The 24,085-nt window shown below is 51.3% G+C and carries 22 protein-coding genes; 10 read left to right on the top strand and 12 right to left on the bottom strand.

What is annotated here, in order from left to right; all coding sequences use genetic code 11:
- Nucleotides 1–75: 75 nt before the first annotated feature.
- From FIV45_RS17000 to FIV45_RS16980, 5 genes are all read right to left on the bottom strand, one after another.
- Nucleotides 76–960: a DUF4231 domain-containing protein gene (locus FIV45_RS17000; RefSeq protein ID WP_099472867.1), complete on the bottom strand. Its 885-nt coding sequence runs from the start codon at nucleotides 958–960 to the stop codon at nucleotides 76–78.
- Between the two features lie 2 nt (nucleotides 961–962).
- Nucleotides 963–1,436 carry a TIR domain-containing protein gene (locus tag FIV45_RS16995; protein WP_099472866.1) on the bottom strand — a complete coding sequence of 158 codons (474 nt, stop codon included), beginning with the start codon at nucleotides 1,434–1,436 and terminating at the stop codon, nucleotides 963–965.
- Nucleotides 1,437–1,483: 47 nt separating this feature from the next.
- Nucleotides 1,484–1,936 (bottom strand): TIR domain-containing protein, encoded by a 453-nt coding sequence (locus FIV45_RS16990; RefSeq protein ID WP_099472863.1) that lies wholly within the window; start codon nucleotides 1,934–1,936, stop codon nucleotides 1,484–1,486.
- Between the two features lie 80 nt (nucleotides 1,937–2,016).
- Entirely contained in the window at nucleotides 2,017–3,000 is a 984-nt protein-coding gene (locus FIV45_RS16985; RefSeq protein ID WP_139932357.1) for a hypothetical protein, read from the bottom strand.
- A 17-nt stretch (nucleotides 3,001–3,017) separates the two neighbouring features.
- Nucleotides 3,018–3,260 (bottom strand): hypothetical protein, encoded by a 243-nt coding sequence (locus FIV45_RS16980; protein ID WP_099473758.1) that lies wholly within the window; start codon nucleotides 3,258–3,260, stop codon nucleotides 3,018–3,020.
- A gap of 273 nt (nucleotides 3,261–3,533) precedes the next feature.
- Here FIV45_RS16980 and FIV45_RS16975 point away from each other — a divergent pair, with 273 nt between their 5' ends.
- Both FIV45_RS16975 and FIV45_RS16970 read left to right on the top strand, forming a co-directional pair.
- Nucleotides 3,534–4,457 (top strand): ABC transporter ATP-binding protein, encoded by a 924-nt coding sequence (locus FIV45_RS16975; RefSeq protein ID WP_099473757.1) that lies wholly within the window; start codon nucleotides 3,534–3,536, stop codon nucleotides 4,455–4,457.
- Nucleotides 4,454–5,215 (top strand): ABC transporter permease, encoded by a 762-nt coding sequence (locus FIV45_RS16970; RefSeq protein ID WP_099473755.1) that lies wholly within the window; start codon nucleotides 4,454–4,456, stop codon nucleotides 5,213–5,215. The genes FIV45_RS16975 and FIV45_RS16970 overlap by 4 nt, the downstream gene beginning before the upstream one ends.
- Nucleotides 5,216–5,450: 235 nt before the next feature.
- On the opposite strand, the gene FIV45_RS16965 is transcribed toward FIV45_RS16970, so the two are convergent.
- Entirely contained in the window at nucleotides 5,451–6,620 is a 1,170-nt protein-coding gene (locus tag FIV45_RS16965) for a cupin domain-containing protein (RefSeq protein ID WP_099473753.1), read from the bottom strand.
- Between the two features lie 136 nt (nucleotides 6,621–6,756).
- On the opposite strand from FIV45_RS16965, the gene FIV45_RS16960 reads away from it, so the two are divergent.
- The 3 genes from FIV45_RS16960 to FIV45_RS16950 all read left to right on the top strand — a co-directional run bounded on the left by FIV45_RS16960 (nucleotide 6,757) and on the right by FIV45_RS16950 (nucleotide 11,590).
- Nucleotides 6,757–8,928 (top strand): OsmC domain/YcaO domain-containing protein, encoded by a 2,172-nt coding sequence (locus FIV45_RS16960; RefSeq protein ID WP_099473751.1) that lies wholly within the window; start codon nucleotides 6,757–6,759, stop codon nucleotides 8,926–8,928.
- 98 nt (nucleotides 8,929–9,026) lie between these two features.
- Nucleotides 9,027–10,163 carry a winged helix-turn-helix domain-containing protein gene (locus tag FIV45_RS16955; protein ID WP_204844766.1) on the top strand — a complete coding sequence of 379 codons (1,137 nt, stop codon included), beginning with the start codon at nucleotides 9,027–9,029 and terminating at the stop codon, nucleotides 10,161–10,163.
- A 431-nt stretch (nucleotides 10,164–10,594) separates the two neighbouring features.
- Nucleotides 10,595–11,590: a methyltransferase gene (locus FIV45_RS16950; protein ID WP_099473747.1), complete on the top strand. Its 996-nt coding sequence runs from the start codon at nucleotides 10,595–10,597 to the stop codon at nucleotides 11,588–11,590.
- A 244-nt stretch (nucleotides 11,591–11,834) separates the two neighbouring features.
- On the opposite strand, the gene FIV45_RS16945 is transcribed toward FIV45_RS16950, so the two are convergent.
- The 5 genes from FIV45_RS16945 to FIV45_RS16925 form a co-directional block, all read right to left on the bottom strand.
- Nucleotides 11,835–12,242, bottom strand: a complete 408-nt coding sequence (locus FIV45_RS16945; RefSeq protein WP_099473745.1) for a RidA family protein — start codon at nucleotides 12,240–12,242, stop codon at nucleotides 11,835–11,837.
- Between the two features lie 23 nt (nucleotides 12,243–12,265).
- Nucleotides 12,266–12,802, bottom strand: coding sequence for a VOC family protein (locus tag FIV45_RS16940; RefSeq protein WP_099473743.1), 537 nt, complete (start codon nucleotides 12,800–12,802; stop codon nucleotides 12,266–12,268).
- Nucleotides 12,803–12,830: 28 nt separating this feature from the next.
- A complete protein-coding gene (locus tag FIV45_RS16935) occupies nucleotides 12,831–14,189 on the bottom strand; it encodes a sodium-dependent transporter (RefSeq protein ID WP_099473741.1) in 1,359 nt (452 codons plus the stop codon).
- A 28-nt stretch (nucleotides 14,190–14,217) separates the two neighbouring features.
- On the bottom strand, nucleotides 14,218–16,443 hold the full coding sequence (locus FIV45_RS16930) for a TonB-dependent receptor (protein WP_181040102.1): 2,226 nt from the start codon (nucleotides 16,441–16,443) through the stop codon (nucleotides 14,218–14,220).
- 142 nt (nucleotides 16,444–16,585) lie between these two features.
- On the bottom strand, nucleotides 16,586–17,491 hold the full coding sequence (locus FIV45_RS16925) for a LysR family transcriptional regulator (protein WP_099473737.1): 906 nt from the start codon (nucleotides 17,489–17,491) through the stop codon (nucleotides 16,586–16,588).
- A 142-nt stretch (nucleotides 17,492–17,633) separates the two neighbouring features.
- Between FIV45_RS16925 and FIV45_RS16920 the strand changes: the two genes are divergently transcribed.
- The 5 genes from FIV45_RS16920 to FIV45_RS16900 all read left to right on the top strand — a co-directional run bounded on the left by FIV45_RS16920 (nucleotide 17,634) and on the right by FIV45_RS16900 (nucleotide 22,905).
- Entirely contained in the window at nucleotides 17,634–18,551 is a 918-nt protein-coding gene (locus FIV45_RS16920) for a dihydrodipicolinate synthase family protein (protein ID WP_099473735.1), read from the top strand.
- Between the two features lie 50 nt (nucleotides 18,552–18,601).
- A complete protein-coding gene (locus tag FIV45_RS16915) occupies nucleotides 18,602–19,795 on the top strand; it encodes an NAD(P)/FAD-dependent oxidoreductase (RefSeq protein ID WP_099473733.1) in 1,194 nt (397 codons plus the stop codon).
- Between the two features lie 3 nt (nucleotides 19,796–19,798).
- Nucleotides 19,799–20,116: a (2Fe-2S)-binding protein gene (locus FIV45_RS16910; RefSeq protein ID WP_099473731.1), complete on the top strand. Its 318-nt coding sequence runs from the start codon at nucleotides 19,799–19,801 to the stop codon at nucleotides 20,114–20,116.
- Nucleotides 20,113–21,567: an FAD-dependent oxidoreductase gene (locus FIV45_RS16905; RefSeq protein ID WP_099473729.1), complete on the top strand. Its 1,455-nt coding sequence runs from the start codon at nucleotides 20,113–20,115 to the stop codon at nucleotides 21,565–21,567. Before FIV45_RS16910 ends, FIV45_RS16905 begins: the two co-directional genes overlap by 4 nt.
- Before the next feature lie 186 nt (nucleotides 21,568–21,753).
- Nucleotides 21,754–22,905, top strand: a complete 1,152-nt coding sequence (locus FIV45_RS16900; protein ID WP_099473727.1) for a 6-phosphofructokinase — start codon at nucleotides 21,754–21,756, stop codon at nucleotides 22,903–22,905.
- A 24-nt stretch (nucleotides 22,906–22,929) separates the two neighbouring features.
- On the opposite strand, the gene FIV45_RS16895 is transcribed toward FIV45_RS16900, so the two are convergent.
- A complete protein-coding gene (locus FIV45_RS16895) occupies nucleotides 22,930–23,934 on the bottom strand; it encodes a LacI family DNA-binding transcriptional regulator (protein ID WP_099473725.1) in 1,005 nt (334 codons plus the stop codon).
- Between the last annotated feature and the right edge of the window lie 151 nt (nucleotides 23,935–24,085).

Below are 24,085 nucleotides of genomic sequence, written 5' to 3'. Positions count from 1 at the left end.
ACCCAATAGATTTATAATTGTGAGTTCTTTTCAACAGAGCCATATCTAGAGATTAATTCCCCAACATCACTATGATTAGGTTCTTTTCCTTGCAGACCATTGAGTATGCTCTCTTGAAAATGCTGACTCACTGTTTACTACAAAATTCGAGAGCAATTTTTCAGATTCAACGTCTTCCGCCTCGCTTTTAATTAACACTATTTCGTGCGCGGCAAGAGAATAAGAAGAATTCAACTCATTATGTTTCTTTGATTGAAGCCAAGTTAAAACGGCACTCGCCGCGGTTGCTACGACCTCTATAGGTAATGATATTGAGGGTTCCTTAACCCGATACAAAAGCATAAATACCGCCAGAGAATGCAAAATTATAGATATTATAAACCACTGTTTTGCTTTACGTTTGTTGAAGAGGGCTTTTTTTCCATACCATGTTGCTTGATCACCAACACGCTCTTTCTTATATATTTCCAGCCTTTCTTCAAGAGGAAGATTTCTAATTTCCTTCATCTCATCTGATATGGCATTGCCATTATTATTTTGTGAATCCAAATGCCCGGATAACGACTTATTCTGATTTAGAATTGACTTTAAATCTGACAAAAACTCCTTTCTTATTTGTTCTTCAGGGACTTCGTGATCATAGGGTTCTGCTCTCATAACCCACCGCCAAGATCTTGTCTTTATTGACTCAGCAACAGCTCTTCCATTGTACCAAGTATCTTCGGGTTTTTGCACATTCAACCATATTAATATACCTAATGTAATCAGAAAAAGGGATACAGAGGCTAATGCACCATATGATTCATTAGGAAAATAAAATGCTATAAGAGCAGCAATAACAAGTAAAATCAGATAACTTTTAAGCGCGAAGTAATAGCGAGACTGAGCTTTCAGGGACGCCATATCTGCAGATTGAAAAAGTGCAGGAAGGTGCTCATCATCAAACTTTTTAATGGGCATAATTAACACCCTAGTTTTTTGTATATCTGATCTTCATAATAATATGAAAGACCATCACTTCCCATCTCATAGTTTACGATGGCATGGGCAATAATTTTAGGAGAAAATGAGACAAAAACAGCTCCTATTTCTCGTATAATTGGAGGGCATGTATCCTTAACCATAATACGGGAACCGTCCAAGTTTACTCCTATAATTGTACATTTCTTTTCGATTGCGACCTCAGCCTCCCAGCGCACATATTTGTGCTTACTTTTAGTATCTTCTCCAATAAGAAGAATATATTTTCCAGCCATATTAATTCGGTCACGACACCTACTTTTTATATATTGTTCGTTTTCTGATTTGATTTCTGTATTTAACTGACAGTCAGTAAAGTTGAAATCAATATTTTTGTTAGCCTTCCAAGCCTTCATAAGGCCATAACTTTTAATGTCGTTACTACTAAATCCTACAAAAGTCCTTGGTAATCCCATTTTCTATTCCCTTTGATATGTTTAGTTATTTTTTGCATTGTGCAGCATTAAGCATTAAGAGCATTCTTTATTTCCTCTTCACAAAACCCATATATCCAGATTGCGCCACAACCAAGCAGTGGTTGCGGTGATTTATGAGTTTTCTTCTCTTTAACAGCTACAATTTTCTTTTTAAGATTTTTGGCCTGTTCAATTTCCCAATTAACCCATTGTCTTGTGTGAGTATTTTCGCCAATAAATACAACAAAATAATCTGCTTTGTTAATCTGTTCTCTTATTCTTTTTTTGAGGTAATATTCGTCTTTGCTTTTTATCTTTATACCAGTTGACACATCTTCTATATTTAGTCGGTTAGTCTTTCCCCAAGCCATAATAAGATTTTTAAAATGACTATTACCTTTCGAGTAATAACTGACGAAAATTTTTCTCGGCCGGCCATTGATATATATGAACCCCCCCAAGCCAATCATTCCTAGAAAGGCGGTGTAAGCAATAAGCATCACTAATTCATACTCCTCTGATTTTACTCGTATCTGTGAATCAATACTCTAGTGTCCGCGATAGGCGAGTAGCAAACTTCTCACCCCAACCCCTCAATCTTCTTCTGACATAATTTATCGGCCATTTTAAGTAGTCTTTTCTGGCAGAGGCTTAAGCGTTTGATCTCCGCCTCGCTCATTTTATATTGCCGGAACCGGTGCGTGCCGCCGTGGGCGTGACGCAGGCGGTCGAACTCGGCCTCATAGTCCTCCGTCCCGTGGAACCAGGGCTGGCGCAGGTCGGGGGCCAGCGCCTCGGCCCGCGCGCGCAGGAAAGCGATGTCCGTTTCGGGGTAGCTGTGGCCGTGGAGGGTTGTGAGGAGCATATGATAGGCCGCCTCGATGCTGTTGCGGAGCTGGGCGCCGGCGCGGCGGTAATTCTTCTGCCGAAAGAACTGACGCTGCTGTGCCATAAAGGCCGCGATCTCCGCCTGAAACTGATCCTGCTGGCGCTGGGCGCGGGCGGCGGGGTCTGTGTCCTCCGGCGCCGGATCAGAGGCCCAGATGTTGCTGCCGTCCTCATAGAGCAGTCGGCCCCGGGACAGGACATGATGGTAAAAGGGCGACTTGTGACGGACCGCGCCATTCACCCCGCGGGCGTGATCGACCCGCAGATAGACCGGCGCCGTCAGGGCGTCGAGCTGTTGGCGCACCGCCGCCCAAACTTTCGGGCGGGTCATTTTCTTCTGATTGACCTCGACAAAGATCTGCCGGCCGGGGAAGATTTGGTGGTCGTCAAAGCTGTAAATCCGCAGGATCCGGCCGAGGTTATTTTTGTTCAGGTTTGCCGGGTCTTTGCGGGGTTTGAGGGTCTGCCCGGCGCGTAAGCTTTTCACCGGTGGCGTGAAGTTATCGTCTGTGGGGTGTGGGTCTGCTTTTGGCGGCGCGCGGCGGGGAACGGGTCTGCTGGCCTCATTGAAGCCCACCCGAATGATCGCCAGGGTGCGGTTGAGGTCCGGCGACAACGTGTCGGACCGGATGCCGGCTTTGATGAATGCTCTGGGATGGGCCAATAGTGTCCCCATATTATCTGCTTCCCCGTTTATTGTGAGTTCACCATATTATACATGCACGCCATAGTACACAATAATCGGTCGTCAATATAACCGCGTGCAGGATGCGGCAGGCGTTCCCATTCTGATCCGCAGATCAGGGCCAGGTCAGACATCCCCCGTCCCGGATTCGAGATTTTATCCTGCACGCAGAAGCGTCCTTCGTCAGATTGAGCATGAGCTAAATCCAGGCCGGTCCAATCGGTTCTGCCAAAATAAATTTCATTATTCATTCGGAAAATTTTGACGACAATGGACTCCGCGATCGGGGTTTTTAAGCGGTTATACTCATCTTTTTAGCGTATAACGGCAAGGCGGCGGCCCATTGAAAGGATTGATCTGGTGATTGACGGGGAAAGTTGCCACAGTTATATTGCCCTCGCGGCGACACTGTTGGTGACGGGGGATATCACCTGAAATCCTGCCTCCCGGCGACGCACGATTTCGACGGAAATACGCGGTCATTGCCGTTCCGTCACAGACAAATAAAACATAACGGAAGCATCATGACCCCCGCAATAGCAGTTCATAATATTGTTAAAAGATATGACGGCGGTTTTCTCGCCCTGGATGATGTCAGCCTGAGCGTGCAGCCGGGAGAAATATTTGCCCTGCTCGGGCCCAACGGCGCCGGAAAAACCACGTTGATCAGCATCATCACGGGAATCGTGACCGCGAGCGGTGGCCGGGTCGAGGTTCTCGGCCTGGACTCGGTGAAAGACTACCGCCAGGCGCGCCGCCACATCGGTCTTGTGCCTCAGGAACTGACGACAGACGCCTTCGAGACGGTCTGGAATACGGTCAGTTTCAGCCGGGGCCTGTTCGATAAACCGGCCAATCGTGACTATCTCGAAGAATTGTTGAAAAGACTGTCGCTGTGGGACAAGAAGAATGCCCAGTTGCGCATGCTGTCCGGCGGTATGAAACGGCGGGTCATGATCGCCAAGGCCCTGTCCCACGAGCCCGACATCCTGTTCCTTGACGAACCGTCCGCGGGCGTCGATGTCGAGTTGCGGAAATCCATGTGGGACCAGGTGCGCGCCCTTCGCGATACCGGCGTTACGGTTATTCTCACCACCCATTATCTCGAAGAGGCGGAACAGATGGCCGACCGGATCGGGGTGATTAATCAGGGTAAGCTTATCCTGGTGGAAAACAAGAAAACCCTCATGAAGAAGCTCGGCAAGAAAGAACTGGTGCTGGAGCTTTGCGCGCCGCTGGGGGAAATCCCCGGGGCTCTGTCCGGGGACAATCTGCATCTGTCCGACGATGGTATGCAATTGACTTTCACCTATGACCCGACCAAAGAAGACAACGGTCCGGTGGGGCTTCTGGAACGGTTGAAGCAAGAGGGGGTGAAATGCCGGGACATCAATACCCGGGAAAGTTCATTGGAAGAAATATTCGTACAATTGGTGGGTGAGGCATGAATTATCGCGGGATATGGTCCATTTATAAATTCGAGATGGCGCGCACCTTCCGCACCATCGGTCAGAGCATTGCCGCACCGGTGATTTCCACGGTGCTGTATTTTATCGTTTTCGGATCGGCCATCGGGTCGCGCATCAGCGACATCGACGGCGTCCCTTATGGGGCTTTCATCGTGCCGGGACTGATCATGCTGACTATCTTGGGCCAGAGCATTTCCAACGCCTCCTTCGGCATTTATTTTCCCCGTTTCACCGGGACGATCTATGAGATCCTCTCCGCGCCGCTGTCCTTTCTGGAAATTACCATCGGCTATGTGGGGGCGGCGGCGACCAAATCGATCGTCATCGGCCTGATTGTGCTGTTCACCGCCGGTTTCTTTGTGCCGCTAGAGGTCCAGCACCCCTTTTGGATGGCCTTCTTCCTGGTGATGACCTGCGTCACCTTTAGCCTTCTGGGTTTTATCATTGGCATCTGGGCGGACGGGTTTGAAAAGCTGCAGCTTATCCCGTTGTTGATCGTGACGCCGCTGACCTTTCTCGGGGGCAGTTTTTATTCCATTACCATGCTGCCGGCCTTCTGGCAAAAACTGTCCCTGCTCAATCCGGTGGTCTATCTCATCAGCGGCTTCCGCTGGAGCTTTTATGAAAGTTCCGACGTCAGTCTGATGACAAGCCTGATTATGATTCTGGTTTTTCTCCTGTTGTGCATCGCCGTGCTCGCCTGGATTTTCAAGACGGGATACCGCCTTAAGAGCTAGAATTTGAGGTTTCATGAGAATTTCATGGCACAGAATTTAGGAAACGTAATGTATCAGGCCTTTACTCTACGATAAAAATCATGGCGAAATATTCGGATTGATGGAATCCATGACAATCTCGACGGCTTGATCGCGGGTGAGGACAAGAGGAGGGGACAGGGTGGGGTGTACCCGGATTCGGACCACTGCTCTGGATTCTGACAAGGCAGGCTTACTGTCCGTTGCTCCAGACCCCTTATTTACAGGGGGCTATTTCAAGAATATTTCGGTCGAGTAGATTTTGTAAAATTTCAGGATGGTTGGTAAATAGTTCCGCTGAGAAGGGGGCTTCCTGCGCCATCATATTGACGAGAAACAGATCAGAAAAATCCAGTTCGAAGGTGAAGTCACCTGCCGAGATACAATATTTTTGCGGGACGTTCAAAGGGGTAAACATTAATTTCACGGCGGGTGGCTTGATCAGCAGGATATTTCCCGCGATGATGTCCGTTGCATTATCATCATCATCATGGGCGTCATCATGGGCGTCATCATCTGTATCGTCATAAGTTTGATGGGGGGCGCAAAAATAATGGGTCAGCCATTTGGTGAAATAATCCTGATCGAAAATCTCAGTCATAAAAGACTTTAAATCATTAATATGGTTTGGGGCAACCTGAAAGGGGACGGCGCTTTCGCTGAGGTTTTGACCCAGATATCGCGGGATGTCGTGGTGATGTTCTTCTATGTAATGGCCAAATTCGCTGAGCATTTCGGACAGGGACGGCCCTAGAAATCCCACGGAATAGGTGAGGGAGGGTGCTAAACTGACCCCTTGATGGGCAAACCTTGGGGGAATGTAAATGACATCTCCTTCTGTGACGGTGATGTCGTCCCCTTCAAAGGTGTTTCTTAATATTTTGAGGGGGATGTCTTCGATATAGTCTTCATTTTTGAGGGCATCATGGGCGACTTTCCAGCGTCTTTCGCCTTTCCCCTGGACCAGGAAAACATGATAACTGTCCGTATGCGCGCCTACGGTGCCGCCTTTTGGCGAAAAACTGACCATAATATCATCAAGCAGCCACCGGGGGGTGAAGTTGAAATATGTCAGAAGCGCCGCCGTTTCCTCATGAAATTGGTCGGTATTCTGGACAAGCAAGCTCCAGTCTTCTTCGCCTAATTCGCCAAAAACCGTCTCGTCAAAGGGGCCGTGATCACATGTCCAGTCGCGCTGTGTTTCGCCTTTTCGCACCAGGCGGGATTTGACGTCCTCTTCCAGTGAGAGTCCCGCGAGATGGTCTTCATCAATCAGGGCGCCTGTGATCTCCTTTGGGATCATACCGCGCACGACAAAGGGCTTTTTATTCCAAAAGTCACGGAAAAATTCTTCTGTTGTGGGAAGGGAATCAAGAATAAGAGACATGGAGAAAAGCCTATATAAGTAAAAAACTATAGATAAACGGTAAGTCGAGCCGAGTAAAGCAGGTTTGATTTGACAAACTATCTGATATGAGTAATGACCCCTTATTGATGTCGTGTTTTTAGGAAAGAATAGTCAAATGGAAATCACTGTAAATTTTTTGGACAATCTTCGGCTTGAGGCGAAGTTTGATGATTTTACGGTGACGACCGACCAGCCTGTTCGCTATAAGGGCGATGGCACCGCGCCAAGTCCCTTTGATTATTTTCTGGCCTCTTCCGCCCTCTGCGCGGCCTATTTTATCAAGGTTTATTGCCTGTCCCGTGATATCCCGACAGATGATATCCGGGTGTCGCAGAATAATATTATCGATCCGGAAAACCGATATAATCAAACCTTCCAAATTCAGGTCGAATTGCCGTCCAGCATTTCGGAACGGGACCGGCTGGGTATTTTAAGGTCGGCGGACCGCTGCACGGTGAAAAAAGTCATTCAGCAAGCGCCTGCGTTTACCATTGATCCTGTGGAAAATCTGAATGATGCGCCGTTGCTGCAGGGGTTTGGCGGCGATGGCCAAACGATGATTGTCGGCAAGGACCTGCCCTTGGAACAGACGATTGCCAATATGTCGTCGATCCTGTCCGATATTGGCGTTAATATTGAAATTGCGTCCTGGCGCAATCTGGTGCCCAATGTCTGGTCGCTGCATATCCGCGAAGCCGCGTCACCGATGTGTTTCACCAACGGGAAAGGGGCGACGAAGGAAAGCGCGCTCTGCTCGGCTTTGGGCGAATATATCGAACGGATGAGCTGTAATTTCTTCTATAATGATTATTATTTTGGCGAAGAAATCGCACACAGCACATATGTCCATTACCCCAATGAAAAATGGTTTCTAGCCGGCCCGGATGATACCTTGCCAGAAGGGTTGCTGGATGAAAGATGTCTTAGCCTGTATAATCCAGAGGATGAATTAAGGGCGTCGCATTTAATTGATACCAATTCGGGACGCGCCGACCGGGGAGTTTGCGCCTTGCCCTTCACGCGCCATTCAGATCAGGAAACCGTCTATTTCCCGTCTAACCTGATCGAAAATCTATTCCTCAGCAATGGCATGAGCGCCGGCAATAATTTGCATGAAGCCAAGGTGCAATGTCTGTCGGAAATATTTGAACGCGCCATCAAACGGCAAATTATCGAGCAGGAAATCATCCTGCCCGATGTGCCCAAAGAAATTCTGGCAAAATACCCGGCTATTCTGGCCGGGATTGACGAGCTGGAAAATAAAGGCTTCCCCGTTTTGGTCAAGGATGCGTCTTTGGGGGGGCGGTTCCCTGTGATGTGTGTGACCTTGATGAACCCGAAAACAGGCGGGGTTTTTGCCTCCTTTGGGGCGCATCCCAGCTTTGAAGTGGCGATGGAACGCTCCCTCACTGAATTATTGCAGGGCCGCAGTTTTGAAGGCTTGAATGACGTGCCGCCGCCGACCTTCAACAGCCATGCCGTGACCGAGCCGAGCAACTTTGTTGAACATTTTATTGATTCAACCGGCGTCATCTCCTGGAAGTTCTTTAGCGCGAAACAGGATTATGCCTTTTGCGAATGGGATTTCAGTGGCACGACCGCGGAAGAAAACAACCGACTGATGCAGATATTGGCCGACTTGGGGAAAGAGGTTTATATCGCGACTTACGCAGACTTCGGGGCGGCGGCCTGCCGGATCCTGGTGCCGGATTATTCCGAAGTCTACCCGGTGGAGGATTTGATTTGGGACAATACCAACAAAGCTCTCCTGTTCCGGGAAGATATTTTAAATATCCATACCTTGACGGATGGGGAGCTTGAGGATCTTCTTGAGCGGTTTGAAGAGTCTGAACTGGATCATTATACAGTCATCTCAAACTTGATCGGAATCGAATTTGATGAAAATACAATATGGGGTCGGCTGGATATCGGGGAGTTGAAAATAATGATTTATTTGGCCCTGCAACAGTTTGAAGAAGCGAAAGAGATCGTTGCCGACTTCTTGAACTTTAATGACAATACCGTGGAACGTGTTTTGTTTTATCAGGCCATGAACGCGTTGCTGGATATTACCCTTGATGATGAGCTGGATATTGATGATTATGTCCCGAACCTCACCAGAATGTACGGTGTGCAGGTTATGGAAAACGTGCTGGGGTCTGTGACGGGGGAGGTCAGATTTTCCGGCTTAACCAAGACGAGCATGAAACTCGAAGGCCTGGACAAACATCTGAAATTGATCGAAAGCTATAAAAAACTCCATAAGGCGCGGGGATTAAACCACTAAAGACGTAATGTGTCGGTGGGATATAGCTTGACATCGTCCCGTCAGGGGAAGGTCTAATAAATAGGGATAAGATGGCCTTAAGGATTAATAACCGTGATATGCGGCGTTTGTGGCTTGAGACAAATGGCCTTGCAGGGCAGCCGTCAGGGGCGCCTGACCCTGTTCAGATTATTAAGAAACTGGGGTTTGTTCAGCTTGATACTATTCAGAATGTATCACGGGCTCATCACCATATATTATGGAGCCGCAATGAAAAATATCGGGAGCCGATGCTGGACGAGCTGCTGCGTTCTAAACAGGATATATTCGAACATTTCACCCATGATGCATCGGTTTTGCCAATGGACTTCTATCCCGTGTGGCAAAGAAAATTTCGGAAAATCAGGCAGAAAACGGACGGGTCAAAATATTATGAGGACCTGAAAAACAGTATTTGGCAGGATGAGGTAAAATCCCGTATCGCCGCAGAAGGGCCTCTCTCCACCAGGGATTTTGACAGTAAAATAAAAGGGGAGAAGAAAATGTGGTCGCGGCCTCCCCATAAACAGGTGCTGGATTATTTATGGTATGTGGGGGAGCTTTCCACCTCATACAGAGAGAATTTTCAAAAATTTTACGACTTGCCAGAACGTGTTATTCCACACAATATCAGGACGCAAGTTCTTTCTGATCAGGAGCAGCTGGAGGGGTTGTGTCATGCTGCCCTGAGCCGCCTGGTCGCGGGCAGTTTAAAGGAAATTAAAAACTTTTGGGAAGCCAAAGAAATAAAAGAAGTAAAGACGTGGGTAGAGCAAAACCCAGACCAAATTATCCCCGTTGAGTGGGAAACAGCCAGCGGCTCCTATATCAAATCATTTGCCCTTAATAATATTGAAGAGCGGTTGCAGAATATATCTCCGATTTCTTCGCGTATGAGGATCATAAACCCCTTTGATCCTGCCGTTCGGGATAGGACGCGGTTGAAGCATATGTTCGGCTTTGATTACAAGATCGAGATTTTTGTTCCCGCTGCACAGCGCCGGTGGGGATATTATGTGTATCCTTTGCTTGAGGGAGAGCGGTTTGTCGGGCGGATAGAGGTGAAGGCAGACCGTAAAGCGGGGTGCCTGAATGTCCTTAACTTCTGGGCCGAAGAAGGGATTAAGTGGGGGGTCGGGCGGCAACAGAAACTAGACCGTGAATTGTTGAAATTCGCAAATCTGGTAAATATCGATAAAGTTATCTGGGTAAAATAGAAATAAAGGAGCTAGCTCTGAAAGGGGGCTTTCCCGTTAAACCGTGTTGAAATATTATGATTTGGCCTGGGCCTGAGACGGGGCCTTTTAAAGGTGTCATATTTTCATTGATATCTCACGCTGGCTCAGAAATATCTCACTCTGGTTCAGGTTGGAGCCGCCAATCTCATGGAATAAAACCATGGATAACGTCATCTGGCTGGATGTGTTTCCACCTTGCGGCGATATGGCGGTTGGGACGCATCAAATAAAATGTTTCTTCGCCGGTGCCATAAGCTTTAAAAATTTCCCATGACCGACCCGGTCAATAGCTATTGACTATATGTTCTGGCTGGTTCACAGTTTTGGCCGAAGAACTCGGGGCTTTTGTTCCCGTGCCACAAGGATTCAAAACACAAACTAAAATTCGAAATATCGGGAAGGGTTTAATAATGACGCCGGATGAATTACCAGTCAGTGTGCAATTTCTTCAATTGATTACCGCGAAATGGGTGGTCAAGCCAATGTATGTGGCAGCCAAGCTCAAGCTCGCCGATCATATTAAAAGCGGTGTGACTGATGTGGCCTCCCTCGCCGAAAAAACCGGCACCAAGGCGGACATGCTCTATCGGTTACTGCGGGCGTTGAGTAGTGTTGGCATCTTTCATGAGGGGGAGGGGCAGAATTTTACCCTAACGCCGCTGGCCGAATGTTTGTTGGATGAGCCGGGCTCGCCGCGTGACATGCTCTTGTTTGTCAATGATCCGGTGCATGATCGCGCCTGGGACCATTTGCACTATTGTTTGGAAACCGGCAATGTCGGTTTTGAAAAGGCACACGGCGCGGGCATCTTTGACTATTGTAAAACCGACCTGGATTTTTCCGAAGTCTTTAACCGGGCGATGAGTTCGAATGGGCAGGCCGTGCACAGCGCAACGGCCTCCGTTCTGGATATATCGTCCGTCGACACCCTCTATGATATTGGTGGCGGCCATGGACATTTGATCAAGTTTCTTATGGATAAAGCCCCCTCCCTGAAGGGCGGCGTGTTTGACCTGCCCCATGTGGTTGCGGGGGCGGAGGACGCCAAATATCCTGAATTGAAAATTATGGCGGGCAGCTTCTTTGAGGATATTCCCAAAGGCGCGGACGCGCATATCCTGAGCTTCATCATTCACGACTGGGACGATGAAAGCGCGGTGAAAATCCTTCAAAACTGTTATCAGGCGCTGCCGGCGGGCGGGCACTTATTTATCTGTGATGCGATCATCAATGAACCCAACGCCCCGAACTTGGGGAAACTGCTCGATATTGAAATGATCGTGATGACTACCGGTAAGGAAAGGACCGTCGATGAGTTTAAAACGCTGATCGAAGCCAGTGGCTTTGCCTTTGAAGGCATTGTTGACACACCCGGTCCGCATTCCGTCATCTGTGGGCGCAAATAATGGCGTAAATACTTCTGCGCGACAGGGCCCGGACGGGTGTGAAATCAGGCAAGGTGGCGAGGCACGGTTCTTTTGGTGCAGGAACAGGACTGCGGGGACCTCTCCTGTATTCTTAAAAACAGAGGGGATTAAAATGACCGGCAACTTCTACCTGATATACCTATTCTCAAGCCAGGGCTATATAGTAAACCCTAGCCTGTTTTGTCTAAAAATGGTGTGATCTGAGACAGACCAAGAGCCGTCGTCAGGCGTCGATCTGGGCGGTGACTTCTACTTCGATCAGGAATTCTGGCATCGCCAGGGCGGCAACCCCCAAAAGGGTGTTGGCGGCCGGCAAACTGTCGCCGTAAAATGCCGCAATGGCCGGACCAATATGGTCGAGTTTATCCGGGCTGTAATTCACGACATAGGTCCGCATGCGGACCACATCGGCGGGGGTGGCCCCGGCGGCGGCCAATACCTGTTTCAGATTATCGAACACCTGACGACACTGGCTTGCCAGATCATCTCCTCCGACCACATTATAGTCCTTGTCCCACGCCACCTGCCCGGCGCAATGGATGGTTTTGACAGATGTGCTGGTTGTCGCATGGGAAAACCCAAATGCCACGGTGCCATACATATCTTCGGGGTTAAGTACCTCTCTGCTCATTGTTTGTTATCCTTTCTCTGTTGTCAGACCGGCGTGACGCCATAGGGGATTACCCCGGTTTCCGCCATATAATCCTGGAGGTCATATTCCATCAATTCCATGTAATTGCCGAAAGGATCGCGGAGATATTGCGCCCGGGCGCCCCGTGTCGGGCCCTCTTCCATGATGATGGGGCCGGCCATGGCCGTGCAACCTTTCGTTTCAAGATAGGCTACGGCCGTTTCGATATTATCCACCTTGAAGGCCAGGTGATGCCCGCCGATATCGCAGTTGCGGGGTGGCATTGTCTGCTGATCCACCGGCTTCTCATATTCAAACAATTCAATCATCAGGTTGGACGCCAGTTTCAGCATACATAACGACAGGCGGGCGCCCCTGACATCGACATGGGCTTCCGTCCAGTCCCGGCCATCGTCGAGGGGCGGAATTTCGGCCGCATCAAACGGGCCCATACGATAGGCGACCTCTGCCCCAAACACCTCCTGATAAAAGGCGACCGCCTGGCTCAAATCGGCTACTGTAATGGATACATGATCCACATGACAAAATCCGGGTATCATTTTTACCTCCTTTTGTGGAACTTCCACATCACATCAGATTTATTAGAAATACGGCGCTGATGACACTGGGCACAACAAACCGGATCAGAAACAGCCAGATCCGGAACATGACGCTGTCGGCAACCTGCAATTCATCCAGCAAGCCTGCTTTACCCAGACCCCACCCGGCCAGAACAGCAACGCAAATCCCGCCCAATGGCATTAGAATATTTGACACCAGGTAATCCAGCAGCCCAAAAATGGTTTTATCCTCAAAGATCGTGATGAAAGACAACGGCTTGACGTCGGCCCAGATGTTATAGGAAAAGACCGTCAACAGGCCCAGTCCCCATAATGCGACCGCCGCCATAATCGTCAGCTTTATCCGCGACAGAGAAGTCAGATCCTCAAGACAGGCCACCACCGTTTCCAGCAAGGTGATCGCCGATGTCAACGCCGCAACCGCCAGCAGAAGAAAGAACAGGGGGCCGACGATCGCGCCGCCCGGCATCTGGCCAAACGCCACGGGCAAGGTGGCGAAAATCAGTCCAGGGCCTTCCGCCGGCGACAGGCCATGGGCGAAGACGATCGGGAAAATCGCCAGCCCCGCCAGTAACGCGACCCCGCCATCCGCCGCCGCCACAATAATGGCGGAACGGATCATCGGGGTTTCCCGGTCCATATAGGAGGCGATGGTCATCAAGACCCCGACCCCGACCCCAAGAGAGAAAAACGCCTGGCCAAAGGCCATCAGGATGATGGTCGGGGTGAGGGTGGAGAAGTCCGGCGTGAATAAAAAGCGCAGCGCCTGCCCCATATTGCCGTATAGGGTGGCGTAAGCCAAAAGAACCGCCAGGATAATGAAAAGCCCCGGCGTCATCCAGCCGAGCATTTTTTCCAGACCGTTCTTAATGCCGAAAGCCACTGTCGCCGCCGTCAGACCAATGAAGATCACCTGATACAGCATCATCCGTAAAGGGTCGGCAAGCATGGCATCGAGCCGGGCCGTAGCCGCCGCGCCGGAACGGACAATATTTTCAGAGGATAGAGAAGAGACGAAATAATCAATGGTCCAGCCCGCGACGACCGAATAAAAACTGAGCGCGATAAAGACGGCAATCACCGCCAACCAGCCATAATAGCGCCATTTGGGGGATATGTTTTCCCGTTGTGCCAGTACGTCCATGCTGCGCACCACGCCCTGGCCCCCGCGCCGGCCGATCACGAATTCGGCAATCAGCGCAGGAAGTGCGATGCAGGACAAGGCCAGTATATAGACGAGGATAAAAGCACCGCCGCCATTCTCTCCGGCCACGTATGTGAATTTCCAGATGTTGGATATTCCAACAGCGCTGCCGATGGCGGCAGCCAGAAAATAAAGATTGGACGTCCATTTACGGTTTTGCATTGCTCTACCTGCTCGCGCTCGGGTTAAGTTACATTTTCACGCTGAAGCTCAACATGACAGTTCTGGGATGATTAAAGATAAATCCTTCCGGATATACCCCGGAAATCACCCGAAACACATCGGTAACGGTATCATCATTGAAAATATTCTGCAGATTGAGGGTCGCTGACCAACGGTCCGTTTCCACCCCGATGCGGGCATTGGCCAGGGCGTAATCGTCCAACTTGATAAACAGGCTGCTGTCCGGGCGCAATTCTGTATTACGGCCCCCGACATAATTGACGTCTGCGCCCACGATGGCTTCCATCCCGTTGGGTCCCACCAGCCAGCTATACATCGCCGAGGCGGACAGGGTAAATTCCGGAATATACGGAATGGCGTCGCCCTTTTGTCCTGACGTTGCAATCGGGTTGTCCTGATTCAGTTCCGCCTGGGAAATATTCATATTCAGGCCCAGTTCCAGCCGCTCCACCGGAAACGCCAGAAGTTCGACTTCCAATCCCTTGATGGTTGCACCGCCGCCATTGCCGCGATAGGGGAATTCCAGTTGACCGTCAGAGGCCTGATCCTGTAGCTGGATGTCGCTCCAGTCGATCCAATAGGCCGCGAGATTGGCTTTCAGTTTGCCGTCCAGAAGATAAGATTTGAAGCCGACTTCATAGTTGATCACGGAATCAGAACCATAGCCTTCAGGAATGGTGACATTGGCAATCGCCGCCGCTGTCTGGTCATTCACCCCGCCGGATCGGAACCCTTCCGCCACCTGCAGATAAATATTAATGTCTTCGCTGACGTCATAGGCCAGGTTACCTTTGAAAATCAGTCCATCATCACGGGACGTCATTTCAGGCCCCTGACCACTGCCGGCGCCCCCGCCAAAGCCTGTGACCGAGGTCGAGACTTCACTCAGATCAAAATCATAGTAGCGCAAACCGCCTGTCGCCGTCAGGCGATCGGTGATGGCATAGCTGAGCTCGCCAAAGAAGGCCAGTTCGTCAATTTCCGTATGAGAAATCCGGTCGAGGAAAGGGATTTCCGGCTGGGCGATATTGCCTTGTGCGTCACTGCCGAGAATGGCGCTTCTGAAGTTCCGGCGCTCTTTCTGTAGGAAAGCCCCGGCCAGCACCTGAAACGGCCCTTCAAAGTCCGAAGCATAGCGCACTTCATAGCTTTGCAATTCGCGGGATTTGGGTTGTGTGATGATGCTGCGTCCGGCCCCGTCGGCGTCAAGCCCGATAAAGGCTTCCAGCGCCAGAGAGGAATCCCGGTCAAACAGGGTATCCCGCTTGAACAGTGACGCTGTTGCCGTTAGGCTGCCTTGGTCCAAACTATATTCCAGCGTCGCATTATAAATCTGGGTTTCGTCCTGGAAACGGGCGCGGGTCAGATCGGCCTGAAAATAATCATTTTGTGAAATCGGGGCACCGGTGTAATCCACCCGGTTGAAATAGCCGGGCCCATCCGTTTTCATATCCTGATACATGGCCATCAGGGAAAAGGTCAGCTTGTCTGTGGGTTCCGCCAGAAGTGTCAGGCGGCCGGCATAGGTTTTTTCGTTATTGACGTTGTCGGCCAACACATTGTCGATGTAGCCTTTTTCATCCAGATAATAACCGGCGACACGCACCGCCAGTTTATTCTCCACAACCGGCAGGCTGACCGCGCTTTCCATATTCCAGCCGAGGGAGGCCCCCTCGGTCTTGCGCAGGCTGACGGAGCCCGCGGCCTGAACCTCTGTCAGGTCAGGTTTTTTGGTGATATAGCGAATGGCGCCAGACAGGGAACTGGACCCGAAAGTCGTGCCCTGCGGTCCTTTAAGGACTTCCACCCGGTCAATATCAAACAATTTGATATCCGGCTGGCGTCCGCCGCCATCCTGGGCATTTTCGCCGGTGATGATCACTTCATCCATATACAGACCCACAGTTCCCGCGCCTGTGGAATTTACGCCGCGAATGATATAGCGTTTGTCGCCGGGACCTTGGTCAAAAACAGCGACTCCCGGAATTTGGCGGAAAAAATCATCAAAATCCACCGCACCTCGTTTGGACAGGGCATCCCCGCTGACCGCCTGTACTGCAAAAGGCACATCCTGAAGCCCCAGCCCCCCGCGTTTGGTGGCGGTGACGACGATCTCGTCAAATACAGAAACTTCCTGTGCAACCCCGGACGTGGCAACAGAGCACAAGGCTGTCGTTGCGGTCAGGGCCATTACTGTGTGCTTTAATTTGGTCTGAATATTAGATGCTTGCATCATTTCCTCCACATAATATTTTAAGATCAGTCACTGCTGTCTTGTCGCGAAAGGATATCTTAGGAGGAGCTCGCTCTTTGTTACAATAACAATAAAGAATGATTTATGTTGCCTTTTGTGCAACGAAATAAAGTGAAAGTCCTTATTGCAGTTCATAATTAAAATGTGCCCTGAGGTATTTGAGAAATTCCCGTGCGGCCCCAGGCAACAGGCGTCCCAAGCGGGTCACGATATCGGCCGACGTGTTGGACAGGCTGGCACTTTCGACAGGGATGGAGACCAGATGCCCGGCTTTCAGTTCTTTAAGTATGGCGATGTCCGGCAAAACGGTAACCCCGTCCGGTGTCATGGCCATATTTTTCAATATAAGAAGGGAGTTTGACGTCAGGACAGGATCCAGCACCAGTTTTTCCTGATAGGCGGCCTCATCCAGAACTTCCCGTATCCGGAAATTTTTTTGGGGCAGGGCATATTTAAGGGACATAAAATCAGCCAGGCTGACACTCTTTCGTCCGGCCAGAGCATGAGACGCGGCCATCACAGCTTTTAACGGCTGGTTATAGGCCTGCTGAACTGTAATCCGCGGCAGGGAAGGGCAATCAAAAACCATCCCGATATGTGCTTCGTCTTCTTCGACCAGTGACAACACCTGATTTGTGCCGGCAACCCGGACATCAATCTCGATCTCTGGATATTCTCCCATGAAGGCCTGCATGGCTTCTGACAGCAAATCACTAACAAAGCCTTCCCCCATGGCTATGGTAATGGACCCCCGGCGCAGCCCCTGAATATCATTCAAATGAGAGGCCAGAATTTCCTTTCGGCCCAGATCATCGCGATAATATTTCACCGCCATTTCACCCGCTTCGGTCAATTTGGCCTTACCGCGCCCGCGTTCCAGAACCTCAACCCCCAATTCATCTTCCAGAATGGCGATCTGTCGACTGACCGAAGAGGGCGCCACATTCATTTTTTCACTGGCCGCCCGCATGGAGCCACATTGAGCCACTTCATAGAGATATCGTAATCGGGAAAGGTTGAAATTCATGGCGTCCTGCTTTTGTTAACATCTTAAATGTTGCGCTATAAGCAACATTATTTATTATTTATTGTAATTGGCGAAATCAACATAGACCAGTAAATATTGAGAAAGAGATGAATTAGAAAATAATTACGTGGAGAATTCCCGCATGAATAGGCACGATATTGACTGGCGCGGTTACATTCCTGCGATCACAACCCCCTTTAATGATCGGGATCAGCTGGACATTCCCATGCTTGGCAGTCTTCTGGAGTGGCTTCATCAGGAAGGCATGCACGGGATCGTCGTGGCCGGCACCACCGGCGAATGGTTTTCCATGACTCTGGAGGAAAAATTCCAGCTTTACAAAACGACCGGGGACATTTTGTCGGGCAAAATCACTCTGGTGGCGGGATGTAATGCGTTTACCGCCCGCGAAGTGATTGTACTGGCGGCCCAGGCACAGGCCTGTGGTTTTGATGGCATTCTGGTGACGCCCCCCCCGTATGCCAAACCGTCAGCACGGGAAATTTATGCTTTTTATGAGGATATCAATGCGGCGGTTAATTTGCCCATTTGTATCTACAATTGGCCCCCGGGCACCGGGATTGATATGGACCTTTCGTTATTGCGGAAAATCAGCAGCCTGGATAAGGTGGTGGCCCTGAAAAATTCCACAGGAGACAGCAGCAAGTTTGTTCTGGAGGCCGAGGCATTGCATGATGACCTGCGCATCTTTGGCGCGCCAATGAATGACTTTGGCGCCAGGCTTGTCCTGGACAAGAAGTCGGACGGGCTGATGGGCGCGGGTGCGGTTCTGGGCCGCAATCAACCAGCGTTTTTTGATGAACTCTGGCGGGGTAACCTCGATAAAGCCCTGTCTTTCGGGGCTATGGATCGCCGGATCATGAATGATTGGTTTGATGTCAATTATATGGCTAAATTTGGTTCGGCGCAGGCCATTATGAAAACCGCACTCAATCTTCAGAGACTGCCCGGCGGCAATCCGCGCCGCCCGATTTTGCCTTTGAAAGAAAATGAGCAGGCGATCATCCGGGCCTCTCTTGCCGACCTTGGAATCCTGTAAGGGTATAATAAGCTTTATGGCCAAAACCCTTTTGCGTATAGTCTTTTGTCATGGAACAATATGATGTCTTGATTATTGGCGGGGGACTTGTTGGTTGCGCCAGCGCCTATCACCTGGCGCAACGCGGCGCCTCTGTCCTGCTGGCGGAAAAAGGCGATATCAACCGTCAGGCTTCTGGCCAGAATGCCGGTTCACTGCATTTTCAACTGGAGCATCGCCTGATTGAACATGGTGATGCGCTGGCTGAACAATTCTCCCGCATTATTCCTCTTAACCGTCTGGCCGCAGAGCTGTGGGCCGATCTCGAGACGGAGCTGGAAGCGCCGCTGGAAGTGGTGATGAAGGGGGGGCTGATGGCGGCCCTGACCGACACTGAAGTCACCCTGCTCAAGAAAAAGCACGCGCTGGAGCAGAAAAACGGTATGGATACCCAGTTGCTGACCGGGGAAGACGCCAGACGCAAGGCGCCTTACCTCTGCAATAAAGTCCTCGCCGCCGCCTACTTCCCCGGAGAAGGTCACGCCAATCCGCGTCTCGTTACCCCTGCCTACGCCCGCGCCGCCCGGAAAAAGGGGGCCAGCATCCGCAAATCCTGCGAGGTTATTTCTTTGTACCATCACAAGGACCGCTGGATCGCCACCCTGCAAACTGAGGAGGGGCGCACCCAGGTCAGTGCCGGTAAAATCCTTAATGCTGCCGGCGCCTGGGCAGCCTCAAGCGCGTTGCTGGCGCATATTCATCTGCCGGTCTTTCCCGTTCCTCTGATGATGAATGTGACGGAAGCCGCGCCCGCATTCCTGCCGCATCTGGTGCAGCGCGCCAGCGCAAAACTGTCCATGAAACAGGTCGCGGACGGTAATATCCTGATCGGGGGAGGCTGGTCATCACGCTTCCAGATGACCAACGGTCGGCCGGATTTTGACAAAAGACCGGCATTGATCGAACAGAATGTCATTCGTAATCTGGCGCTTGCTGCGGAATTGGTGCCCGACATGACCCGGCATCATCTTCTGCGCTGCTGGACCGGCGTTGTCGGCGTCACCGCGGACCAACTGCCCCTGCTTGGCGAAGTGCCCGGTTTTCCGGGATATTATATCGCGGCGGGCGGCAGTGGCTTTACCCTCGGTCCCGTCTATGCCCGCCTGATGGGAGAGCTGATGACCACCGGCGCCACGGCCTATGATATTTCTCTGTTCAGCCCGGCGCGTTTTGATCATATCAACGGTTTTATGAAAGGCGGCTAACCCATGTCAAAACGTCTCACGGATCAGGTGACCCGCGGACTTCCCGTCAGCCTGAGCCTCAACGGGCGCACCATCACCGCTTATCAGGGTGAAACTCTCGCCACGGTGATCATGATGTCCGATGACCCTGTGTGTCGATGGGACAGGCAGGGACTCCCGCGGGCGCCCTTTTGTAATATGGGGGTTTGTTTTGACTGCCTCGTCAGCCTGAAGTATCCCGATGAGTCTGAAGGCGATCACATGGTGCGCGCCTGCATGACCCCGGTGCGGGAAGGTCTCCAGGTCACCACCCTGAATGCCCCCCGGGAGACGCGCTCATGACCCTGTCTCGTGAAATTTTTGACGTGGCGATCATCGGGGCGGGTCCCGCCGGACTTTCCGCCGCAGAATATCTGATTTCCACAGGCGCCCGGATTGTCATTCTTGATGAACAACCCCGACCCGGCGGTCAAATCACCCGTCAGCCGCCAAAAGATTTTGCGGTCAAAAACTGGCTTAAAGGAGATCTGTATAAAGACCTGAAAGCCCTTCTGTTGCGTCTTGAAGATCATGCGGAAATATGCTGGAAAATGTCGGTCAGTGTGGTCGGAATAACCCCACCGGATTCTGATCAAACTGACGATGTCTATCAGGTCTGGTATCAGGATGACCGGGCCGTACAGACTGTGCGCGCCCGCAAGGTTCTCGTCGCGGCGGGATGTTATGAGAGGCCTCTCGCCTTTCCGGGCAGCACTCTGCCTGGCGTGATGGGAGCGGGCGCCATCCAGACCTTTCTCAAAAGCCAGCAGGTTCTTGTTGGCGCGCGGTTTGTTTTTGCCGGCACGCATCCATTGCAGCTTGTCGTCGCCGAACAGGTGCTGGACGCCGGTGGACAGATCGAAGCCATCGCCTTCGCTCAGTCTCCCCTGACGGGGGTCAGCCGCTTGTTGCGTTCGACCAGCCTGTTCAGCCACTGGCGTGTTTTTCTCATGGCCGCCCGCAGTTTGATTCGTCTGCGTCGTGCTGGAGTTCCCCTGCTGTTTAAGCATGCGGTAAAGCAGGCCGAGGGCGTAGACCGTTTAGAAAAAGTAACATTGCAGCCCGTGATTGCGACCGGCGCGCCGAAGCCGGAAAGACCCGTCCGAACCTTTACTGTTGATCGGCTGGGCATGTCTTACGGCTTTCAGGTTTCCGCCGAACTGGCCCGCCAGGCTGGTGCCGATGCTGTCTGGTCCGCCGATCAGGGGGGCTGGCTGATCTCGGCGAACAGCTGGCAGGAAAGCAGTCAGCCGGGTTTGTTTGTCGCTGGCGAAATCACCGGTATGGCGGGCGCCGAAGCCAGTTGTCTTGAAGGCCGTATCGCCGGACTGGGGATGGCCCGCGCCCTGGGTCTTATTCCCACCGGCCTCGCCGATGCCGTCGCGGCCCGGCCCCGCCGCCAGTTGAGCCGACAGAATGCGTTCGCCGGTTTTCTCAACGCTTTTTCCCGGTTGCCCGACGATCTGCTGACCCATATGATGACTCCGGACAGTCTGGTGTGCCGCTGTGAGAATATCACCTGTGGCGCTTTACGGCAGGCCCTGACCGATCATCCTCATCTGTTGCAAGCCAACGGTGTAAAACTGATGACCCGGACGGGTATGGGGCTCTGTCAGGGGCGCCTGTGTTACAGTATCGTCGCCGAGGTAATCCGTCGGGAAAGGGACTGTTCGATTGAGGATATCGGCCCTTATCATGCCCAGTGGCCTGTCAAACCGCTGTCGATTTCAGCTTTGTTACCGCGGCAAAAATAATCTCCCGGCAAGACAGTCGGGGTTTTATGAAAGTGTATTTTTTCAACTCCCTTGTTGTGATCTTCTGACGGCTTCCAGGCGAGGCTTGTTTTTGTCAGAGAATATCACTATATAAGTTAAACGTTTAAGTAATACTGAACAAACGACAAGGGTGATTTTTTAAAAGTCGATATAAGAGGGATACGAATGAGAATTGGTGTGTTGACGAGTGGTGGGGATGTGCCGGGTCTGAACGCCTGCATCAAGGCAATTGTTCAGGGGGCGGATGATCGAGGCTGGACGGTTGTGGGCATTCGTCGTGGCTGGCGGGGGTTGATGTCTTGCGATCTTTCATTGTCTCCACAGGGTGATCACTGCAGGGTTTTGTCCCGACATGATGTCGATGGTATTGAAAATATAGGGGGGACAATCCTTCATACTTCTCGCCTTAACCCGGCGCAATTGCATATCAGGGACGTCCCAGGCTTCTTGCAGGGCAAGTTGCCGCCCGGTCTTGTGGAAGGGTCTTTTGATGGCACGAACCATATTCTCCGGGTGCTGGATTATCTTGATGTTGATGTGCTTATCCCGATTGGCGGTGATGGGTCTTTACGTTTCGCGGCGCATTTGCACAGCAAAGGATTTCCCGTAATTTCCATTCCCAAGACCATGGATAATGATGTTTATGGCACAGACTATTGTATTGGCTACAGCACCTGTGTGACCCGCTGTGTCGACAGCCTGAATACCATTCGAACGTCAATCAGCAGCCATGAACGGGTGGCGCTTATTGAACTGTTCGGGCGACATAGCGGTGAACCGACACTGATTGCCGGCCATATTGCGTCGGCAAACCGGGTATTGATTCCCGAAGTGCCGGTTGACCTTGAACGGCTTCGTGACCTGTTATTGAAGGACAAGCGGGATAACCCGCACAATTATGCGCTTGCCGTTGTGGCGGAGGGGGTTTGCCTGACCGGCAGGGAACCGGTATATGAGGGTCAGAAAGATGTGTATGGTCGCCGACGTCTCGGGGGGATAGGGCGACAGATTTGCGCGGCGTTCCGGGAAGAAGAGGGGCTGGACTGCATGACCCAGTCTTTGGCGTATCTGTTGCGCAGCGGCGAACCGGATGCGCTGGATAAACTGGCGGCGTTATCGTTCGGAATGATGGCGCTGCAACTGTTGGATGCCGGTGAAACCGGTCGTATGACGGCGCTGCGCAACGGGATTTATACAACGGTGGATGCGGGTCATTGTCTGGAGGGGCAAAAACGTATTGACGTTGGATCGTGGTATGATGCCGCCGCTTACAGGCCGGAAATCCGTAATATTGTCGGACGCCCCCTCTATTTGTAATTTACAGGCCGGTTCCGTAACGGACTAACGGGTGGCGACAGATTGCCGGGCCACAAGTGCGACGTCCAGAATTACGCTTTTGCGGGATGCCTGGGGGTTATCAATGCGGCGCATCAGGAGATTGACAGCCTCCTTGCCAAGTTCACCAATCGGCTGATGCATGGTGGTGAGGGCGGGTTGGACAATTTCGCTCCACGGGATGTCGTCAAAGCCAACGACGGAAATTTCCTCGGGCACCTTGATGTTATGTTGGTGAAACAGCTTGATGACGCCGATGGCAATCATGTCATTCCCGGCGACGACAACGGACACATCTTTTTTCAGCAGGGCGGCGACCGCTTCAGGACACAGATTGATCGAGAAAGGGTTTTCCAGCTCCCACTGCAGGCTGGCCTGATCGCCGATGCCCTGAAGAAACCCCTGACGGCGCTGGGCGGCGCTTTCGATGGATTGCGGACCTGAAATCAGGCCAATTGTCTGATGACCCTGTTCAAGAAGGTAGCGGGCCATGAGATGGCCCCCCTTGACATAATCTGAATAAACGGTGTCATAATCGGGCAGGGGCCGGTCGATGACCACCACGGGAACAGCGCCGTTATATTCCTTGAAATAATCCTTGTCAGAAGAGGGACACCAGACGATTCCCTCCACTCCATATTGGATCAGCTTGTAGATGCCCTCGGCCTCAGCCGTCGGAGATTCCTGTGTATCTACCATAAATACGGCAAAACCGTTGGCGCGGGCGGCGCTTTCAACGGATTGAGCCAGTTCCGGGAAGAAAGGGTTTCTCAGGTCTGGCAAGATAATGCCAATGGTTTTCGTTCGTCCGGTGCGCATGGCCTGTGCGGCGATATTAGGACGATATCCCAGACGTTTAATGGCGGTCCTGACCTGTTTTTTAACCTTTTCACCGACAGAGCCTGTATCATTCAACACATAGGATACCGTTGCGACAGACACGCCGGATTCCCGGGCAACGTCCCGTAAGGTCACCTTTCCAGGCGGCTTATCTTTTTTGCTCTGTGTCACAGGGATGTTCCTCCAGTATTTTATTATGTGTTCTTCAATCGGATGACCAGAAAACTTTCGCGGCTGCCCTGTGGTCCGAATGGCGCAGAATGATTCTACCTGATCCTTTATTATAGATTTTTATCTTAAAGGTTAAACGATTTTATTCACA

The sequence above is a fragment of the Paremcibacter congregatus genome (assembly GCF_006385135.1).
Classification (GTDB): Bacteria; Pseudomonadota; Alphaproteobacteria; order Sphingomonadales; family Emcibacteraceae; genus Paremcibacter; species Paremcibacter congregatus.
This window is presented reverse-complemented; position numbering and strand designations above follow the sequence as displayed.